The sequence below is a fragment of the Veillonella parvula genome (genome assembly GCF_024461875.1).
Classification (GTDB): domain Bacteria; phylum Bacillota; class Negativicutes; order Veillonellales; family Veillonellaceae; genus Veillonella; species Veillonella parvula_I.
Genome location: NZ_JANGAL010000001.1, coordinates 466,938 through 487,225, shown reverse-complemented (window position 1 = coordinate 487,225; position 20,288 = coordinate 466,938). Strand labels below are relative to the sequence as shown.

General features: G+C 37.1%; 14 protein-coding genes and 1 riboswitch. Of the genes, 2 read left to right on the top strand and 12 right to left on the bottom strand.

Features of this window, described 5'->3' with window-relative positions:
• Window positions 1–58: 58 nt before the first annotated feature.
• Genes NE668_RS02215 through ribD form a run of 3 tightly spaced genes read right to left on the bottom strand, consistent with a single transcriptional unit; the run spans window position 59 to window position 3,128 of the window.
• The gene (locus tag NE668_RS02215; protein ID WP_118091423.1) at window positions 59–1,261 is read right to left on the bottom strand and encodes a bifunctional 3,4-dihydroxy-2-butanone-4-phosphate synthase/GTP cyclohydrolase II; all 1,203 of its coding nucleotides are present in this window, start codon (window positions 1,259–1,261) and stop codon (window positions 59–61) included.
• 15 nt (window positions 1,262–1,276) lie between these two features.
• A complete protein-coding gene (locus tag NE668_RS02210; RefSeq protein ID WP_118091422.1) occupies window positions 1,277–1,933 on the bottom strand; it encodes a riboflavin synthase in 657 nt (218 codons plus the stop codon).
• Window positions 1,914–3,128, bottom strand: a complete 1,215-nt coding sequence (ribD, locus tag NE668_RS02205; protein ID WP_227036962.1) for a bifunctional diaminohydroxyphosphoribosylaminopyrimidine deaminase/5-amino-6-(5-phosphoribosylamino)uracil reductase RibD — start codon at window positions 3,126–3,128, stop codon at window positions 1,914–1,916. Before ribD ends, NE668_RS02210 begins: the two co-directional genes overlap by 20 nt.
• Before the next feature lie 67 nt (window positions 3,129–3,195).
• A riboswitch (FMN riboswitch) is annotated at window positions 3,196–3,311 on the bottom strand.
• A 293-nt stretch (window positions 3,312–3,604) separates the two neighbouring features.
• Here ribD and poxB point away from each other — a divergent pair.
• A complete protein-coding gene (poxB, locus tag NE668_RS02200; RefSeq protein ID WP_008600984.1) occupies window positions 3,605–5,347 on the top strand; it encodes a ubiquinone-dependent pyruvate dehydrogenase in 1,743 nt (580 codons plus the stop codon).
• A gap of 90 nt (window positions 5,348–5,437) precedes the next feature.
• Here the strand turns inward: poxB and NE668_RS02195 are convergent, their stop codons facing one another.
• The 6 genes from NE668_RS02195 to NE668_RS02170 all read right to left on the bottom strand — a co-directional run bounded on the left by NE668_RS02195 (window position 5,438) and on the right by NE668_RS02170 (window position 13,935).
• The gene (locus NE668_RS02195) at window positions 5,438–5,896 is read right to left on the bottom strand and encodes a hypothetical protein (protein WP_008600986.1); all 459 of its coding nucleotides are present in this window, start codon (window positions 5,894–5,896) and stop codon (window positions 5,438–5,440) included.
• A gap of 56 nt (window positions 5,897–5,952) precedes the next feature.
• The gene (locus NE668_RS02190; protein ID WP_227036963.1) at window positions 5,953–6,270 is read right to left on the bottom strand and encodes a hypothetical protein; all 318 of its coding nucleotides are present in this window, start codon (window positions 6,268–6,270) and stop codon (window positions 5,953–5,955) included.
• Between the two features lie 127 nt (window positions 6,271–6,397).
• Complete coding sequence (locus NE668_RS02185; RefSeq protein WP_227036964.1) at window positions 6,398–10,189, bottom strand: PolC-type DNA polymerase III; 3,792 nt, start codon at window positions 10,187–10,189, stop codon at window positions 6,398–6,400.
• Between the two features lie 2 nt (window positions 10,190–10,191).
• Window positions 10,192–11,169 (bottom strand): DNA polymerase III subunit delta, encoded by a 978-nt coding sequence (gene holA, locus NE668_RS02180; RefSeq protein ID WP_227036965.1) that lies wholly within the window; start codon window positions 11,167–11,169, stop codon window positions 10,192–10,194.
• 11 nt (window positions 11,170–11,180) lie between these two features.
• Window positions 11,181–13,409, bottom strand: coding sequence for a ComEC/Rec2 family competence protein (locus NE668_RS02175; protein ID WP_227036966.1), 2,229 nt, complete (start codon window positions 13,407–13,409; stop codon window positions 11,181–11,183).
• Window positions 13,366–13,935, bottom strand: a complete 570-nt coding sequence (locus NE668_RS02170) for a ComEA family DNA-binding protein (RefSeq protein WP_021148170.1) — start codon at window positions 13,933–13,935, stop codon at window positions 13,366–13,368. The genes NE668_RS02175 and NE668_RS02170 overlap by 44 nt, the downstream gene beginning before the upstream one ends.
• A 111-nt stretch (window positions 13,936–14,046) precedes the next feature.
• Here NE668_RS02170 and NE668_RS02165 point away from each other — a divergent pair, with 111 nt between their 5' ends.
• Complete coding sequence (locus NE668_RS02165; protein WP_227036967.1) at window positions 14,047–15,276, top strand: aminopeptidase; 1,230 nt, start codon at window positions 14,047–14,049, stop codon at window positions 15,274–15,276.
• A gap of 143 nt (window positions 15,277–15,419) precedes the next feature.
• Here the strand turns inward: NE668_RS02165 and NE668_RS02160 are convergent, their stop codons facing one another.
• The 3 genes from NE668_RS02160 to NE668_RS02150 form a co-directional block, all read right to left on the bottom strand.
• Window positions 15,420–15,899 (bottom strand): deoxycytidylate deaminase, encoded by a 480-nt coding sequence (locus NE668_RS02160; RefSeq protein ID WP_004695896.1) that lies wholly within the window; start codon window positions 15,897–15,899, stop codon window positions 15,420–15,422.
• A 75-nt stretch (window positions 15,900–15,974) separates the two neighbouring features.
• Window positions 15,975–18,443 carry a leucine--tRNA ligase gene (leuS, locus tag NE668_RS02155; protein ID WP_227036968.1) on the bottom strand — a complete coding sequence of 823 codons (2,469 nt, stop codon included), beginning with the start codon at window positions 18,441–18,443 and terminating at the stop codon, window positions 15,975–15,977.
• Between the two features lie 90 nt (window positions 18,444–18,533).
• Complete coding sequence (locus NE668_RS02150) at window positions 18,534–20,216, bottom strand: glycosyl hydrolase family 18 protein (protein ID WP_227036969.1); 1,683 nt, start codon at window positions 20,214–20,216, stop codon at window positions 18,534–18,536.
• Between the last annotated feature and the right edge of the window lie 72 nt (window positions 20,217–20,288).

Below are 20,288 nucleotides of genomic sequence, written 5' to 3'. Positions count from 1 at the left end.
CCTCTATTCCATATAAGGAAATATATATGTAACGACCGAGTTATATGGTGAAAGTTAATTAGTCTTCTAACATATGACCCATTTTTTCTTCTTTTGTTTTTAAATAGCCTGCATTAAATTTATTTGCAGCAATGATGAGTGGTACACGGCTAGTTACATTGATTCCCCAATGTTCTAAGCCATGACGCTTTTCGGGATTGTTAGTTAATAAACGGATGCTTTTAATACCCAAGAAACGGATAATTTGAGCCGCTAAAGAGTATTCACGCATATCTGCAGGGAAGCCTAATTGTTCATTTGCTTCTACTGTATCAAGGCCCTGTTCTTGTAATGCATAGGCTTTAATTTTATTGGTCAAACCAATGCCACGGCCCTCTTGTCGCATATATACAACAACGCCTTTGCCTTCTTTTTCAATAGCGCGCAACGCATTGTCTAATTGTTCGCCACAATCACAGCGCTTAGAACCAAATACATCGCCTGTTAAACATTCAGAATGAATACGGACAAGCACATCGCTACAATCTTGAACATTACCCTTTACAATAGCTAAATGCTCTTTATGATCTAATTCATTTTTAAATACAAAAATATTAAAATCACCAAATTTAGTAGGCAACTTAGAACAAGCACCAAGCTCAACCATATCTTCATGTTGCTTACGATATTCAATAAGTTCTGCTACAGAAGCAATTTTCAAATCATGCTCCTTAGCAAATTTCATAAGATCTGGCAAACGGGCCATATCGCCATTGTCTTTAGTAATTTCACAAATAACGGCAGCCTCTTGTAAACCTGCTAAACGGCAAAGGTCGATAGATGCCTCAGTATGACCTTGACGTACCAGTACACCGCCCTCTTTATATACAAGTGGGAATACGTGCCCTGGACGACGGAAGTCTTGAGGTTTCGCATTAGGATCTAATAGTTTTTGAATTGTATAAGCACGCTCTGCAGGAGATACGCCTGTTGTAGTATCTACATGATCCACAGTCACAGTAAAAGCAGTTTCATGGTTATCAGTATTTTTGGTAACCATTGCAGGAATGCCAAGTTTTTCTAACGCTTCGCGGCGCATAGGCGTACATACGATACCGCGAGCGTATTTAACCATAAAGTTAATGTTTTCTTGCGTCGCAAACTCTGCAGCAATGATAAGATCGCCTTCGTTTTCACGGCTTTCATCATCAACGATAATAATAGGTTTACCAGCTTTAAGGTCTTGTAAGACCTCATTAATAGAATGTAATTGTTCGCTCATAGGAACGCTCCTTACTTATATAAATCCATTTTCTACTAAGAGGGATTGCATAGATTTTTTAGGCTTTTCTTCGGTAGGTTCACTACCAAGATTCATAAAATGACGAATATATCGTCCAGCAATATCCGTTTCTAAATTGACCTCTGTTCCAATATGAGCAGAACCTAAAATGGTCTCACTCAAAGTGTGAGGAATGATAGAGACGGAAAAACTACTGTCTGTTCGTCGCATAATTGTGAGGCTAATTCCATCGATGGTAATGGAGCCCTTATAGATAACATAATCCATAACGGATTTTAGAGCCTCGATAGTAAAGATAATGGCATTATCGGTTTGTTCACGATTAATAATACGACCTGTACCATCTACATGGCCTGCCACAATGTGACCACCAAATCTACCATTAGCAAGCATAGCTCGCTCTAAGTTGACTGGTTGATGGACTTTCAAATTAGTAAACGTAGTCATCTTAATGGATTCTGGCATCACATCCGCTGTAAATATACTATTGCCAATCGTTGTGGCCGTCAAGCACACCCCATTAACAGCTACGGAATCACCAACTTTTAAATCGCTAAAAATTTTTTCTCCTCGAATTGTTATGGCTAAGGATTTAGAGCCCTTTTTAATGTTCTCGATGCGGCCGATTTCTTCAACGATTCCCGTGAACATAAGCGCCCCTCCTTCCTTGACGATATGCTTCAATGCGAATGTTATTATCTAATACTTTAGTCTTGGTGAAAGTTAATTGCGGTGAAACCTCTAAACTTTCAAAACCTCGACCTCCTACAGCAGGTGTTGCATCGTTACCACCAATAATGGTATTTCCAATATATGTTACGACCTTATCAAAGTTCTTGGTTTCCACAAAGGAACTGATAATTGCAGATCCACCTTCAACAAGAATAGATGTGTAACCTAGTTCACCTAGTTTTGTAAGAATATCATCGATAGATAATTTCTTAATATCTATGACAATGTCTGTGCTCTTGCTTTTACGAGTAGAAATAGATTCTACTACGGTTACTTGAGCACCAACTTGTTCTAAGGCTTGTATCCGATCCTTAGGACAACCTTTAGATACGAATATATGAATCTTGCGATTATTTATTTCAAAGACGCTACTAGTAGTAGGTGTTCTACCAAGACTATCCAAGATAATTACATCTGGTTGATGAATCGTAATCGGTTCATCAAGTATGCTTTTATCTAATAACGCATCTGATAATTCACTATCCGTTAAACGACAATTTAACTGTGGATTATCTGCCAAAATTGTACCAATTCCAACGAGCATGGCATCATGCGTGGCACGCAACACATGTCCATCACGACGAGAGGACTCATTTGTAATCCATTGAGATTGTCCAGTAGATGTAGCAATTTTCCCATCTAGTGACATAGCACTTTTTAAAGTGACAAAAGGCTTACCTGTCTGTATATAGGTAAAGAAAGGCTCATTTAGTTTAGCACATTCATCACTACATACGGGGCAAACAACCTCAATACCTGCTTCACGAAGTAACTCCATTCCTTTTCCAGAAACTAGTGGATTTGGATCCGTACTACCTACTATTACTTTAGCTATACCAGCCTCAATGATACGAAGCGCACAAGGTGGTGTTTTTCCATAATGGGAACATGGCTCTAATGTTACGTATAAAGTAGCACCTTTGGCATTATCACCTGCTTGATTTAGTGCATGCACCTCAGCATGAGCTGTACCAGCTTTATGGTGATAACCTTCACCGATTATTGTATTATCTTTTACCACAACAGCACCAACCAAAGGATTTGGTGAGGTGTGACCTGTGGCTAATTTTGCCAGTTCAATGGCGCGTTTCATATATACTACGTCATCCACCATATCACCTCAATAAAAAAAGGACTATTACATAGTCCTTGGGTCATCTTAAATGCGCACAACAAATGTGCCTCGTCTTTTCTCATCCAGACTCTACTGTCGGTATCGGAATTGCACCGATTCATACCAAAAAGGTTCGCGGACTTTACCGCCGGTAAGGAATTTCACCTATCCCCAAAGACTTATCTATTTTGTTTATGAATTAATAGTAACACTTTTATTAATGTTATGCAAGAATAATAGTTTTGTATTGAGAAAGAATATTAAATAATTTAATTAAAATATAATTTTTAGAACACAAATACTAGAACAATATAAATAATAATATATATTTACTTTTAATATAAACATATATAAACTATGTATACAGTAAATAGTAACTTTTATCACATAATTACATGTTAAACAAGTCTAATATAATATATATGGTTTGAATAACCATATTTTAATGATAGTAATTATTAAATATAGGTGATAATATGGCAAAAAAACGAATTTCTGATGTACTTATAGAAGTCTTAGCCAATGCGGGCATCGAACGCATTTACGGTATCACTGGAGATAGTCTAAACTCTGTAAATGATAGTTTACGCCGCAATGGTAAAATTGCTTTTGAACATGTACGACATGAAGAAACAGCAGCCTTTGCTGCCGGTGCAGAAGCATCCCTAACTCATAAACTAACTGTATGTGCTGGTAGCTCTGGTCCTGGCAACTTACACTTGATTAATGGTCTCTTTGACTGTCATCGCAATCGTGTTCCAGTATTAGCCATTGCATCTCACATTCCTCAATCTGAAGTAGGTTTGAACTATTTCCAAGAAACACATCCAGAAAATCTATTCAAAGAATGTTCTTGTTTCTGCGAACTTGTATCCAATCCTAAGCAAATGCCGGAAATTCTATTCCGTGCTATGAACGCTGCTGTTGGTAACCAAGATGTTGCTGTTATCGTTCTTCCTGGGGACGTTGCAGTTATGGAAATGGAAATTGACGAATTACCTATATGGGCCCCACCTCGTTTACCTCATATTGTTCCACAACGAGAAGATATTGAAGAAATGGCTGCTCATTTAGAAACAGGCAAACGTATTACCCTATTCTGTGGTGCCGGCTGTGAAGGTGCTCATGACGAAGTGGTAGAATTAGCAAAACGCTTACAAGCACCAGTTGTACATGCTTTCAGAGGTAAAGAATGGGTTGAATGGGATAATCCATATGATGTAGGTATGACTGGCCTATTAGGCTATACATCTGGCTACCGTGCTATTGAACAATGTGATACATTGGTAATGCTTGGTACAGACTTTCCTTACCGTCCATTCTATCCAGAAAATGCGAAAGTAATACAAGTAGATAGAGATCCTAGCGCTTTAGGTCGTCGCGTACCTCTTACACAAGGTATCATTGGTACTGTAAAAGATACGTTAAAAGAATTATTACCTCTTGTAGGCCAACGTGGTGATACTGAATTTATCGACACAGTGCGTAAAGCGTACACTAAATTTAGAGGTGATTTAGATAGTTATGCCGTTGCCGAGCCAGATGGTGTAGCAATTCACCCTCAATACTTCGTAAATCGCCTCAATAAACTAGCAGCAGAAGACGCGATCTTTACCTTTGACGTAGGTACTCCAGTTATTTGGACTGCTCGCCATCTAAAAACAAATGGTAAACGCCGTATTTTAGGATCCTTTAGCCACGGCTCCATGGCTAATGCTATGATGCACGCTATCGGTGCTCAAAATGCATGTCCTAATCGTCAAGTCATCTCCCTCTCTGGTGACGGTGGCTTTACAATGATGATGGGCGAAATGCTGACTTTAAAACAATTAAATCTACCAATTAAAATCTTTGTATTCAATAACGAAGAACTTAGCTTTATCGCTATGGAAATGAAAGCTTCCGGCTATCTAGACTACGCTACAGACTTTGTAAATCCAGATTTCGGTAAACTTGCTGAAGCTGCTGGTATCAAAGGTGTAAGCATTCATAACTCTAGCGAAGTGGATGAAAAAATCATGGAAGCCCTTAACCATAATGGTCCAGTCATCGTTAATGTTCGCGTGGACAAACAAGAACTTGCAATGCCTCCGAAGATTGCTTACCAACAAGCTAAAGGCTTCAGCAAATATTTAATCAATGCAATCCTTGATGGCCGTGGTACGGAACTTAAAGAAATGGCCAAAACAAACTGGATGAAATATAAATCCTTATACTAAAACTTTACTAAATCTGCCAAATATTTAAAACTGCAAAACTTTCAAAAAAGAGGTGTCATCATTTGATGATACCTCTTTTATTACATAATTTTAATCATATACTGTTATAAAACCTTCAGTCCACCCTCTTAAATTAAGAGTAATTATGTTTATTCCTAAATACTCTAATCCATGTACTTTAAAGATATCCCATGTTTTATACCACTTTAATGCTTTCTCTGCATATTCTAAAGTGCTAAATAAACCTATGTATCCAGAACTGGAATAATATGGATCTATATCGTAATCATACCAAACACCATAAATTTTATTATTTACTATTTCATAGTTAATATCATCACCTATATGAGCACAATCATTTAAATAGTGAGTTTTTATGGAAAAGGAATCATCATTTAACTTAGAAAATCCAGACAATATTTTAGATTCAACTAGAGCCTCTTCAGCTAATGATATATAAGAAAAAAATCCTAATCCAAAATATTCTGTATAAGGCAGCTCTTCATTCTTTTTATAGTGTGCTAAAGCTTCATATATTGGAATTCTCATAATTCACCAACTCACTTTAATATAATAACAAGATAAAAATTACACTTTAATTATTTCTATCTATAATAATCGTCCTCGTAATCCTCTTTATACCGTATCGCATCAACCTCTGATGGAGATAATACATTCCTCTCTTCATCTACATATTCCCGGAATTCGTTAAAGTATACACCTGGAATATCTGATTCTTCTAATTCAGGAGTATCTTCTGGCTTAATATCCCAAAGTTTAATATCATCAGCTTGATTCGAAAGTCGATCAGTTATGTTAAAAGCATTACTATTTTCTTCTACTTTTGTATTTAGTTTAGGCACTTTAGAAACACTACTATTTGATGAATAGATTCCTAATAATTTTAATAAACTACCTATCATTTCCCAACACTCCCTTGCACCAATGATATATATTAATTATATTGTAGCAAACTACATAAAAATAAGCACTATATCAACATTTGGTATATAGTGCTTAATTTGTATTTAAGTCTTATCTTGTATTTTATTATGCTCCAAATAGTGACATTTGTTCATCTTCAGGAAGTTCACCACAGCATTTGAGGTCTTTCATAAGATCAATGATGGTATTTGATACTTTACAACGGCGTTGCAAGTCTTTTAGAGATGTAAACGGACGTTCTTCTCGTTCAGCTACGATTGCATCAGCTACTGTTTCACCTAAGGAGTCGATAGCCAAGAATGGCGGCAATAAAGCGCCATCTTTAATGCTAAATCGTCTTGCTTCAGAATGTTGAATATCTACATTGATAAATCGATAGCCTCGTTGATACATTTCCATAGATACTTCAAGGGCACTCATAAGGTCTTTATCTCTAGGACTAGCAGATCTATCAAGAGCCTTAATACGGTTAAACTCAGTCATTTGAGTTTTAAGATCACCTGTCATAATGCGTAAATCAAATGCTTTTGCACGAATGGAGAAGTATGCCGCATAGAATGCCAATGGATGATATACCTTAAACCAAGCAATACGGAAAGCCATCATTACGTAAGCTACCGCATGGGCCCGTGGGAATAGATAGGAAATCTTTTTACAAGATTCAATAAACCATTCAGGAATATTATTTTCACGCATTTCTGCTTCAAATTCCGTCGTAGCTTGCCCTTGTTTATTTCGTTTTTCAATACCCTTACCTTTACGCACGTTTTCCATTACAAAGAAGCTATGCTTTCTATCCATGCCCCGATGAATCAAGAAGTTCATTACGTCGTCACGAGTTGAAATGGCTTCATTCAACTTACAAGTACCATTTTTAATGAGATCTTGCGCATTGTCGAGCCATACGTTTGTTCCATGTGAAAAGCCAGAAATACGAACTAAGTCAGAGAATGTTTGGGGACGAGAGTCTTCAAGCATGCCCCGTACGAATTTCGTGCCACATTCTGGAACAGCCAAACTAGCTACTTGGTCACCTTGTAATTGTTCAGGTGTTAAGCCAATCCCTTCTGTAGAGGAGAACAAGCTCAATGTCTTTGGATCATCAAATGGTATTGTTTTGGCGTCGATACCTGTCAAATCCTCTAGCATACGAATAATGGTCGGATCATCATGGCCCAGAATATCTAGCTTAGTCATACGACCTTCAATGGAGTGATAATCAAAGTGTGTCGTTAATACGCCACTTTCCTTTTTATTAGCTGGATGTTGAATTGGCGTAAAGTGATGCACATCCATATCTCGAGGACATACCATAATACCACCAGGATGTTGGCCTGTAGTATTCTTCACATTTGTAAAGCCCTTTGCTAAATGTTCAAAGAAACCATTACGAGCTTGAATATCTCTAATTTCGGCGTACTTTTTAACATAACCAAAAGCAGTTTTATCAGCTATAGTACCAATTGTACCTGCTTTAAACACATTATCACGGCCAAATAGTTCTTCTGTATATTTGTGAGCTTTTGCTTGGTAATCACCAGAGAAGTTAAGGTCAATATCTGGAACCTTATCACCTTCGAAACCAAGGAAAATAGCAAATGGAATATCATGGCCATTTGTTTGTAAAGCATGACCGCATTCAGGACAGTCCTTACGAGGCAAGTCAAAGCCCCCTGCATATTCCCCCTTTTCAAAGAATTCTGAATATTTACAGTTAGGGCATACATAATGAGGCGGTAATGGGTTTACCTCTGTAATCTCAGACATGGTAGCGGCAAAGGATGACCCTACGGAACCACGGGAACCTACAAGGTACCCATCATCAAGAGATTTTTTTACCAGCTTATGAGCGATGTAATACAATACGCCGTAACCATTGGAAATAATACAATCCAATTCATAATCGAGACGTTCTTGTACGACACGAGGCAATGGATCACCGTAAATAGCCTTCGCATTTTTATAGCACATTTCTGTGAAAGCTTCGTCAGCACCTTCAATCTTAGGTGAATATGTACCATCAGGAACGGGCTTAATATCTTCAATGCTATCATTAATAGCACGTGTATTAGTAACGACTACTTCGTATGCTTTTTCTTCGCTTAAATAAGGGAAGGACGCAAGCATTTCATCTGTAGTACGTAAATGTAAATCTGGTTGTTCATCTGCATCTGGATAACCACATGCAGTTAACATGATTTCACGATAAATTTTTTCTTCTGGTGTCAGGTAGTGAACATCACAAGTAGCACATACAGGTTTATTTAAGGCTTCTCCTAATTCGATAACGGTCTTATTCATATCGATGAGGGCTTGCTCATCTGGCATGAGACCTTTACGAACCAAAAACGTATTGTTAGTATGTGGCTGAATTTCAAGATAATCGTAGAAGGATGCTACTTCCAAAAGCTCTTCTTTTGTAGCTCCACGAACGATGGATTGCATAAGCTCCCCTGCTTCACAGGCAGAACCGATGATAATACCTTCACGATGTTCTTCAATAACGGAGCGAGGCAAACGCGGACGAACCTTGTAATGTTCAAGGTGAGAAATGGAAATCATTTTATATAAATTACGTAAACCTACCATATTTTTAGCTAACAAGATAATATGGTACCGTTTATCTTTTTCTTTTTTCTTTTTCTTATCTAGTACAGGCTCTTCATCTTTTGTTACCGTTTCATCTTCGATGAGGTAACCTTCTACACCGTAGATAACCTTAACACCTAACTCCTTACCAAGAGCTTGCGCTTCTGGGAAAGCTTGTACTACGCCATGGTCCGTAATAGCCACTGCAGGATGGCCCCATTTTTTAATTGTTTTAAATAAATCCTTTACAGATACGAGGGCATCTTTATCACTCATCTTAGTATGTAAGTGGAGTTCCACACGAGAGTCCGGACGATTTTCAGTTCGTTCCACACTAGTAGTTTCTATTGCTTCAATACTGCGAATAGAAAGAATATAATCCTTGTCAAAACGATCATCAAAGCTGACACTACCTTGTACGCGAACCCGTTGTAAGCCTTTTAGTTGTTTTAGTAACTCATCCCCTTCTTCAGGACTGTTCGTAAACTTGATAAATTTAATGCTATTTGTATCATCTACAATGCTGCCGTTAACGATACTTTTACCCGTCTTAGTATCACGTTTATCTAAACCAACAAAGACACCTTCAAAAATTACACTAGGTGTATCCAAGGTGCCCATGATTTTAGAGGTGACCCCTTCAATTTTAGGTCCTAAAATCATGCCTTCATCAGTAGGTGCATCCTTTGGTGCACGACGAGGATATTTACCATCCCCTTCACTTCCTTTAGCCGTAGATTTTGTATTTTTTTTAGGGCCAAAGCCTTTGCTTACTTTAGGTGTACTGCTCACAGATGCGATAGTATCACTACTGCTAGATTCGGCAGCCGTATGATTAGAACGAGACACAACAACTGGACTATTGTTGAAATAGCCTAATTCAATAGCTTCTACAAATGGGGCAAAATCATCTTCGTCTACATCATCATATTCATCTTGTTGGTCATAACCCGCAAAAGACTTGCCTCTAGGTTCTTGATTTTTAGCCTCTTCAGCCTCACGTTGCGCCTCAGCAGCTTCAATCCATTCCCCAGCACCGCAGCCGCCACCATAATAATAGGTATCTAAACCTTCACCCGTTTCAGTATCTACCTTCCAAGCAAAGCAACAAGCTGTATCTGTATTTGTTGGAATATCATCAAAAGAGATATTTTTTTCCTTATACCATGCAGACAACCTTTCACGTAGACTAAGCAATGTGGAAAATGCAGAGTCTGCTGCTTGAATCGTCACATGTTGGCTATGACAGTTCACATAGAAGGATGATTTCTTATTCTGTTTTGGTACAACACGATAACGTACTTTCATTTTTATCCCTTATACCCACAGTAGGTAATACATAAATCTCTAAATCGCCAAATATCGCCCTTGCTGCTACGGCTATCTAATATAATCTCATAAAGCCCTTTTAATAAAGCTCGTAGAGCCTTAATTGAAATTCTCGGACTCGCCTCGTAAGCTAGCTTAATCGGATATGGTTTAAATGACGAATCATGATCCTTACATAAGTTTTGTATGGCTTGAACAGACATACCCACTTGGCGACATTCGCTAACTAGCAACTGTAAACGTAATTGCCCCTCAATATAGCTCATAGCACGGTCTAATTCTTTATAGCCGAACATAAATGGAAATAGTTCAAGTAATGTATCGATATCTCTTTTTAATAGAGCCTCTTTAAAAGTAAAAATGTTTTTGGCTCCATAGCCACTACCGTTTTCTTCGAGAAATTCTTTGGTAATAACCTTTTCCCCAGTAATTTGTAAAAAATAACGGTCAAACTCAGTTCTCATAAAAGAAACAGGTACCTCTTGCCACAAATCGATAAGATGGGCTACATATTCCTGTGCATCAGGCGTCATTTTAAAGCCGTTAGACGTACAGTACTGACGTATCCACATCACGAGGTCTGCCCCTTCAAGACGCTTACATTGATGATTTGGTATTTTATCTAAAATCTCTTTATTCTGCTTAATACGTTTATCAATCATATCATGATAAATCAAAACGATAGGATTATCTCCATTATATTCCAAGAGGAGTTCATACAATGGAACCCAAGCATCACTATTTTTGCCACTTTTACGAATGATAGGCAAATTAACTAAACAGAAGACCTTTTGATCGCCAAAAAGTGAATCTTCACATAGTTTTTCACTTATTTTTTGTGGTCCCACCTCATCATCTAATACAGTCACTGGAAGGTCTGGATAGGCACTTAAAAATTTACGTTTTTCTTCTTCAATTAATTGTGGTTCGTCGCCATAGATGAGTTGAATATGTGCCATGTTCCCTCCTTTCACAGATAGATATCTTTAATAAAGCTGTATCCCATTATATACATATGTTCTGATGATGGATCCACATCGCGTAAAGCACCATGAGGACTACTAAACAAAACAGTACTACGCGGTGAAATACGATCAATTTCATGCATTACACTAAATCGACTCGTTATAAATAAAACATTAGCCTTATCATTTAATTTTAGATTTTTTTCTCTACTTTGTCCATTATATACGACTATTTGGTTCATACCATTTTTATATATTATCCTTGCCGAACCGTTACTGTGAAAGTACTTAACTTTTACCATTCTAGGATTCATGCCATATGCTCTAATAGTTTGATTAATTAGTCCTTCATTAGGCATCGTTTTAATATAATCTGGTGCATCAATTAACAAATATGCCTGTTCATTGTTTGGTGCTATGCACAGCAGCACATTACACTGTTTCATAGGAATATAATGGATTAACGTATTCTTGTTATGATGAGTCACATAGTATGAAACACCATAGGCTGCAACCATGCATAATAAGGACATCACTACATATACAGTATACTCCTTCTTATTTGTCAAAAAGTACGTAAACAGACCTAGTAAAGTATAATATACATAAACACAATAAAGATGCATCATACCAAGCCAAAGTAAACTACCACTACGCCCTAGGACATGATTTAAATATAACGATATGCGTAATAGTGCATCTATCAAAGACCATAGAAACGATATAGACATTACATAGCTAATAACAGTGCTTATAAAGATTAAAATGATGGATATATCTAATATAGGTGCTACTATGCAAGCTGCTAACAAACTAGCAATACTAATATAGTGAAAGTAATACAGCTGTAGCGGCAAGATGAGCAACTGTGCTGACACACATAACACAAGGGGTGTTTTAATCCATTTTGGTAGCCATTGTATCCGTTCATATAGTACCTTCCCCCATATAAGTAAACCATAGGTTGCACCAAAGGATAGTTGAAAGCTTACATCAAACAAAGAAAAAGGATCATATACAAGACATAGAATAGCGCATATACATAAAGCCTGTTTAGCTTGATATAATCGTCCTTTTACATAAGCCATGCACATGAGTATACTCATCATCATTGCACGTATAACAGGTGCATCTCCACCAACGATACAGCAATATATACAAGCTACTAATATACCTAAAATTAAGCATGTGCGCTTCCGTAATTTAACGAGTCTTCCTAAACCGTAAATTAAGGCTAATAGCAGTGCAATATGTGAGCCAGAGATAGATAAAATATGGATGAGACCCGTATAAGCAAAATCTTTCATTCGCTCTTCCCCTAGCTCACTATAATGACCACCCAAGCATAAGGCTTGTGCTAATACCTTTTGTGAACCATCTAGATTACTAGCAATATTTTTTTCAATAGATTCTCGTATTTGACCACATAAATATAAACTTTTTCCATATAGTTTTTCAGAAAATGTTTTTTTAAAGTGGAATGCTTGTAAATCTTTATTAGTAGCAGATCGATATACACCATCATAGATTCGACCTCTTGTATTAGAGCTCATATATCTACCTCTAAGATTAATGCGTCCTTCCTCTTCAATGAGAAATAAACTTTTTGGTGTACCTTCAATTATTGCTTGTTCCCCTAGCCGTATTGAATACTTTGTAGTAGATACCTTTGAGTAAATCTGTAATCGACCCTGTGCCTTAATATAGTCATTTTTAGCAGTATCTTTATAGGGATGTAATCCATGTAACTCTACATTATATTTGTAATACTCCTGTCCATCTAGATTTACTATTTCAGGAGATGATACAACAGTACCTAGATATTCTCCTTCTTGCTGTAAATAGTATGATGTATAGCTACTATAATTAATAATTTGTAAGTCTGTATGATAATAGGATAATCCCATTGCAGCAAAAACTAATATTAATAAATTGGCATATAAACGCCACCTACAATAAGATTGCATTATTTTAATAACAGTTACACCAATAATAGCTAAGGCAATCGCAAAAATATAATGCATTTGACTAAGTACGGGATAATATTTACCATATCCTAATATAGTGCCAATTATTATAGATCCCAATATAGTATGTGCCCATTGGCTATAAGTTATAAATGGCTTTGTATTAACTAAAACTTGAGTATTGAAGATTGATTCCTCAAACGCTCGTTCTGTATTCCTAAATTTAGATTGTAATTTTATCTTTAATCTTCTTAAATACGCCATCACCGATGCCCTTCACCCCCTTGATACCTTCAACGGATGTAAAGGGTCCTTTTTGTGAACGATACTCTTCAATTCTTTTTGCCATAGCGGGTCCTATGCCTGGTAATGCATCAAGATCTTTTGCAGAAGCTGTATTGATATTAATTTTGTTACCGCGCAATAAAACCTCTGGATTACCGTGGAAGTTAAATACTATGTGGATATGATCTCCCGCATTAACCGACTTTGCCATATTGACTGATTCTACATCAGCATAAGGTAATAGCCCACCTGCTAACTGAACTACATCACCTACAGTAGCACTACTTTCAAACTCATATAAACCAGGTGAAACTACGGCGCCCGTAATATAAGCTATAGGTTTGTTGGATGTTTGTTCAACAGTTGATATAGAAGAATTTCCATCTATTGCTCCTTCAACTAAGACAGAATCGCTTTCATCTGTTATAATAGGCCATAGGAAATAAATTCCTACTAAAATACATAGGATTAATATAATTGTCATATATGGCTTCAATTTTACTTTCATAGTGCACCTCCTACTGAAAGAATTCCCTATGAAAAAGTAAACTCCTACCGTTGACTCTATTGGTCACACCAGCAGGAGTTTCATAATTGATGTCGAATATAAGGAGATACAATGAATCAAAAAATATTAAAAAAATATGCACATACCTTGTTAAAATATGGCGTAAATTTACAAGAAGATCAAACTCTTGTTATTTCTGTAGATGTGGAAAACAAAGACTTTGCAGTTATCGTCACAGAAGAAGCATATGAATTAGGTGCCAAAGAGGTTGTCCTCAACTGGAGATGTTCTCCAATCGCTCGTCAACGTTTATTACATGCTAAGGAATCTGTATTAGAAAGACCGGCTAACTGGATACCTGAATTCTACAAGCAATACATCGATGATAAGGCCGCTTTCTTATCTTTGATTAGTGCGAACCCAAAAGCGTTAGAAGGTATTCCAACAAATCGTATTTCACTACAATCTCGTAACTTAAATAAAGCTTTATCCTTCTACCATACAGCGATTATGAACTCCTCTGTTACATGGTGCGTTGCTTCTGTACCAACGGTTCTATGGGCAGATTTACTTGGCTATGAAGGTACAGATGAAGAGAAAATTGAACAACTATGGGCTACCCTATTAAAACTTTGCCGCATTGAAGGTGTAGAACCGAAAGACACATATCGTCATCACATGGCAAAATTGCGTCACCGCTGTGAAGCATTGAATAAATTAGACTTAAAGGCATTGCGTTATACTTGTAAAAATGGTACTGACCTCTTATTAGAATTACCAGAAGGTCATATATGGCTAGGTGGTGAAGAATCTTCAAAGGATGGCACTATTTTTAATGCCAATATTCCTACAGAGGAAGTTTTCTCCGCACCCCAATATAATGGTGTTAATGGTATTGTATACAGCACAAAACCTTTAATTTACCATGGCAATACTATTTCTGATTTCTCCTTTACTTTCAAAGAAGGTAAAATCGTTGATTATACTGCAAAAGAAGGTTATGAAGTATTAAAAGAGTTAATAGAAACCGATGAAGGCTCCCACTACCTCGGCGAAGTTGCTTTGGTGGACCACTTCAGCCCAATTAGTCAATCTAACCAAATCTTCTTCGAAACATTGTTTGATGAAAATGCATCCTGCCATCTAGCAATTGGTGCTTCTTATCCAACATGCCTCAAAGATAGTGATGGTTTATCTGAAGAAGAATTAAAAGAACGTGGCCTTAACTACTCTTTAACACATGTAGACTTTATGATTGGTCATGAACATATGAATATTAAAGGCTACACTCGTGATGGCCAAGAAGTAGACATTATGATTGATGGCCGTTTACAAGTATAAACAAGTGAAACGTTCCCATAAAAACTGGACTTCCTATCTAACTTGTCTATTAGATAGCAATTTATAATTGAAAGCTACATATAAAAGAGCCCCTATATACGTTTGTATATAGGGGCTTTTATTAGTGGTAAAGAATTATTATATCACAATGTAATATTCAATGTGCGGCCTGTAGATTTGTATTCAATAATGTCTACACCTGCGGTTTTCAACATCCGTTTGGATGCTTTTACTTCTTTTGTATCCTTATAGAGATCATCGCGATAGATAACGGCTTTAATACCACTTTGAATGATGGCTTTCGCACATTCATTACATGGGAAAAGCGTTACATATATTTTAGAGCCCTCTAGAGAACCGCCACGATAATTTAAGATAGCATTGAGTTCGCTATGTACAGTATAGAAATATTTGTTATCATCAGCTGTATCACGTTCCCATGTGAAATCATCATCACTGCAATTCAAAGGCATACCATTATAACCAATGGACAAGATTTTATTATCATTACTAACAATACATGCACCAACTTGTGTATTTGGATCCTTAGAACGTTGTGCTGCCAAAATGGCAACACCCATGAAGTATTCATCCCAGGAAATATAATCGCTACGTTTTGCCATAATTACCTCACTTAAAATAAGCCCCCTTCTACCTATGTAGTTGGAGGCTTACAATATTAAACAAATAGAATATCCTTATTTAACAACGATATTTACAAGTTTACCAGGTACGTAAATAACTTTTACGATATTCTTACCTTCTATAAATTCTTGAACACGGCTAGATTCTTTGGCCAATGTTTCTAATTCTTCTTTTGTAATATTTACGGAAACAGTAAGTTTATCACGAACTTTACCATTTACTTGCAAGACTACTTCTACTTCATCTACAACGAGAGCGGATTCTTCATATACAGGCCATTTTTCTGTGTGAATGGATGTAGTTTCACCCAATTCATGCCACAATTCTTCTGTAATATGAGGCACAAATGGCGCTAAAAGAAGCAATAAGGAATGTGTCAATTCATTAGCTAATGCGCTATTGATTGTTTCTGCTTTATCCTTATGAGCGTACATAGCATTTACAAGTTCCATGATGGCAGAAATCGCTGTATTAAAGTTGAAATTATTATCTAAGTCTTCTGTAACCTTTTTGATAACACGGTGTAATTCACGACGCAATCCGAATTCGTCTTTTGTAAGTTCACCAGTTGCATTTTTCTTAGCTTCTTCGTTGTACGCATCAACAATACGCCATACACGACCTAAGAAACGATAGGAACCTTCAACACCTTGGTCAGACCAATCAAGGTCACGATCAACAGGCGCTGCAAATAGAATGAACAAACGTGCAGTATCAGCACCATAGGTATTGATAATTTCTTCAGGAGAAACTACATTACCTTTGGATTTAGACATTTTGCTGCCTTCTTTAAGAACCATACCTTGTGTCAACAAGCCACGGAATGGTTCATTTGCATCGATAAGGCCTAAATCGTGAATAACTTTCACAAAGAATCGAGAGTACAATAAATGCAAGATAGCATGTTCAATACCGCCGATGTATTGGTCAACATTCATCCAGTAATTAGCAATTTTTTTATCGAATGGAGCTTGGTCATTTTTAGCATCTGTATAGCGCAAGAAGTACCAAGAGGAATCGATAAATGTGTCCATTGTATCTGTTTCACGACGTGCAGGACCGCCACATTTAGGACATGTAGTATGTAGGAAGTTTTCAGATGTAGCTAATGGAGATACAGCACCAGATTCAAATTTAATATCCTCTGGCAAGCGTACTGGCAACTCTTCTTCAGGAACGAGTTGTTCACCACAAGTTTCACAGTATACTACAGGAATTGGCACGCCCCAGTAACGTTGACGAGAAATCAACCAGTCACGAAGGCGGAAATTTACTTTACCTTCACCAATACCGCGTTCATTAAGAGCTGCCGTGATACTTTTACGAGCCTCTTCAGATGTTTGGCCATTATATTCACCAGAGTTAACGAGGATACCATCTTCATGATACCATTCTTGCCATTTTTCAAGGCTGTATTCTTCACCTTCACGAGTTACGACTTGTTTAATAGGCAAATCATATTTATGAGCAAATTCCCAGTCGCGTTCATCATGTGCAGGGGAACCCATTACAGCACCAGTACCATAGTCTACCAATACATAGTTTGCAATCCACACAGGAACTTGTTCGCCAGACATTGGGTTTACTGCATAAGACCCAGTAAACATACCTTCTTTAGGTGCCTCTGTAGATGTACGGTCGATATCGCTCATATTGCGCATACGCGTAATGAAAGCTTCTAATTCAGTTTTATTAGGAGCATTTTCAATGAGGCGTTCCACATATGGATGTTCAGGAGCCAATACTACATAGCTTACGCCGTAAATAGTATCAACACGTGTAGTATACACAGATACGCGTTCATTGATGGATGGCACTTCAAAGGAAAATTCTGTACCTTCAGAACGACCAATCCAGTTCTTTTGCATCAACTTAACGCGTTGTGGCCAATGATCTAGAGTATCTAAATCAGCTAACAAGCGATCCGCATATTCAGTGATGCGTAAAAACCATTGTGACAAATCTTTTTTCTCAACAGGGTTATCACAACGCCAACAAGCACCATCAATAACTTGTTCATTTGCCAATACAGTATGACAAGTTTCACACCAGTTTACTTTTGCTTCCTTTTTATAGGCTAAGCCTTTTTTATAGAACTGTTCAAAAAACCATTGAGTCCATTTATAGTAATCTTCTTTACATGTTGCTACTTCGCGGTCCCAATCATAGGACAAGCCAAGTGCTTTTTGTTGCAATTTCATGTTCTCGATGTTATCAAGAGTCCATGTTTTAGGTGCTATGCCATGTTTAATCGCCGCATTTTCTGCAGGCATACCAAAGGAGTCCCACCCCATTGGATGCAACACGTTGAACCCCTTCATTTTCTTGAAGCGAGCTACTACATCACCAATGGAATAGTTACGCACGTGCCCCATGTGTAAATTACCAGATGGGTACGGGAACATTTCTAATACATAGTATTTTTCTTTAGATTCATCATATTCTGTTTTAAACGTATGGTTATCTTCCCAATACTGTTGCCACTTTTTTTCAATATCTTGGGCTACATATTTTTCGTTCATGTAGGGGCCTCCTCATATGGTCAACCTCATAAGTTGCCATTTTATAATTAATATTTTTATTTTACTACGTACTGTAAAAGCAGTCAAACACTAGCGTTTTACGACTTGAATACTTTTGGTTAAATCATTTTTAGGGCTTGTATTTTGATCCGAACTATAACTAGTATATAAATCATTTTGCTCTTTAACTGTTTGTTTATTATGCTCTTTTTTAGCTTTAGCTTCTTCTTCTAAGCGTTTTTTCTCAGCTTTTACTTTTTCAGCTTCTTCTTTTGCTTTGCGTTTAGCAGCCTCTTTCTCTTCTTTAGCTTTTCGTTTTGCTTCCGCTTTAGCTGCTTTTTCTTTTTCTTTTTCTTCTAAGCGTAATTTGTATTGTTCAAGCTTAGTTAATGGTTTAGATACTTCAACTACAGGTTCAGGAACAACTGCTGTAGGAGATTTAGGAATACCACGTCCTAAGTCTTTTTCTTGAATCATAGTAATCGTAGAAACATCTTCAAACCCTTTACGCCATGCAGCAAACCCACCAAGGTGTAATTCTTTTACCAGATCAAGTTTTAAGCCTAACGATGTATTATCTTCAAACCAAATACGATCTGAACCAGCAGCTGTTGGAATAGATAAATAGTATAACTTTAATCGATCGTCCCAAGTCATTTTATCTCTGTAATTAGCAAAGTAATTCCCGGTATTCTTCATAGCCAATGTTTCGCTTTTAGCATAACCATTCGTGTCATGCCATAAGCGCATATAGAATGGTACCCCTAATATTAGCTTTTGAGAAGAAACTTCAGAGAGTATTCTTTCTGTATGGCTACGAACCCAAGGATAACTTGCAACAGGACCTGCAGTAGTACTCTTAGCCCAAGTTTCGTCATATGCCATAAGAACTACATAGTCGACAGTATCTGCCAAAGCTTTGCGGTTATACACTAATGACCATTCTGGACTATCAGAATACCCGGTCACATCGATAGAAGTTTTAATATTATATTGATGTAAATGATTAGACAAATATGATACAAATGTTGTTAAACGATCGCGGTCAGCATAATCGATGTTTTCAAAGTCAAAGTTATAACCATCAAACCCATATATATAGGCATATTGAACAAGATTATGAGCATATTTCTTCCATACCGATTGGTCCGCCAAAATACCACTTGTAAAATTAGAGTCAAACCGATTAGTAATCAACGGCCAAATGTGATAGCCTTTATCCTTATACGCTTTCACATAATCAATATTAATATTTGGACTTGCTTCTAAACCTAAGCTATGTAATTTAAACCAACTTGGAGAAATGATATTATCACCACTCGTATTGAGTTTTGCCTGATATGGAGCGCCCTCCGCTGTCCATGGATCAAAAACCCACGCCAATGGTGTTTGCAATGTATAAGGCGCTTTCATCGTAGATGCTTCTGGTGCAGGGCCTAAAATAAGTTGACCATTATTTTTTGTATAACTAACACCTAGCATAGCTGGATCAGACTCAATATCTACATAGGATATACCATCTTTTTTGGTAATGGGCAATTTAACAGGTTCACCTACGGCTGTAGGATTTAAAACAACCTTCTCACCTTGTAATTCACTTTGTGGAACATACACGGTATATGCTGTTTTATATTGATTTGCTTCGTAATGACGTGTAGTAGTGGCTAAAAATTGATCCAAAGGAACCAATACCTCTGCATGTACGTATGTACTAGATAATGCAGACATTACTAAAGCTGTTAACGATTTTATAATAGTAGATTTACGAATCATGTACTCTCCTAATTCTAGGTCCCATACTGGGATACAATACCAATTTCTATATTATACCATATTATATATAGT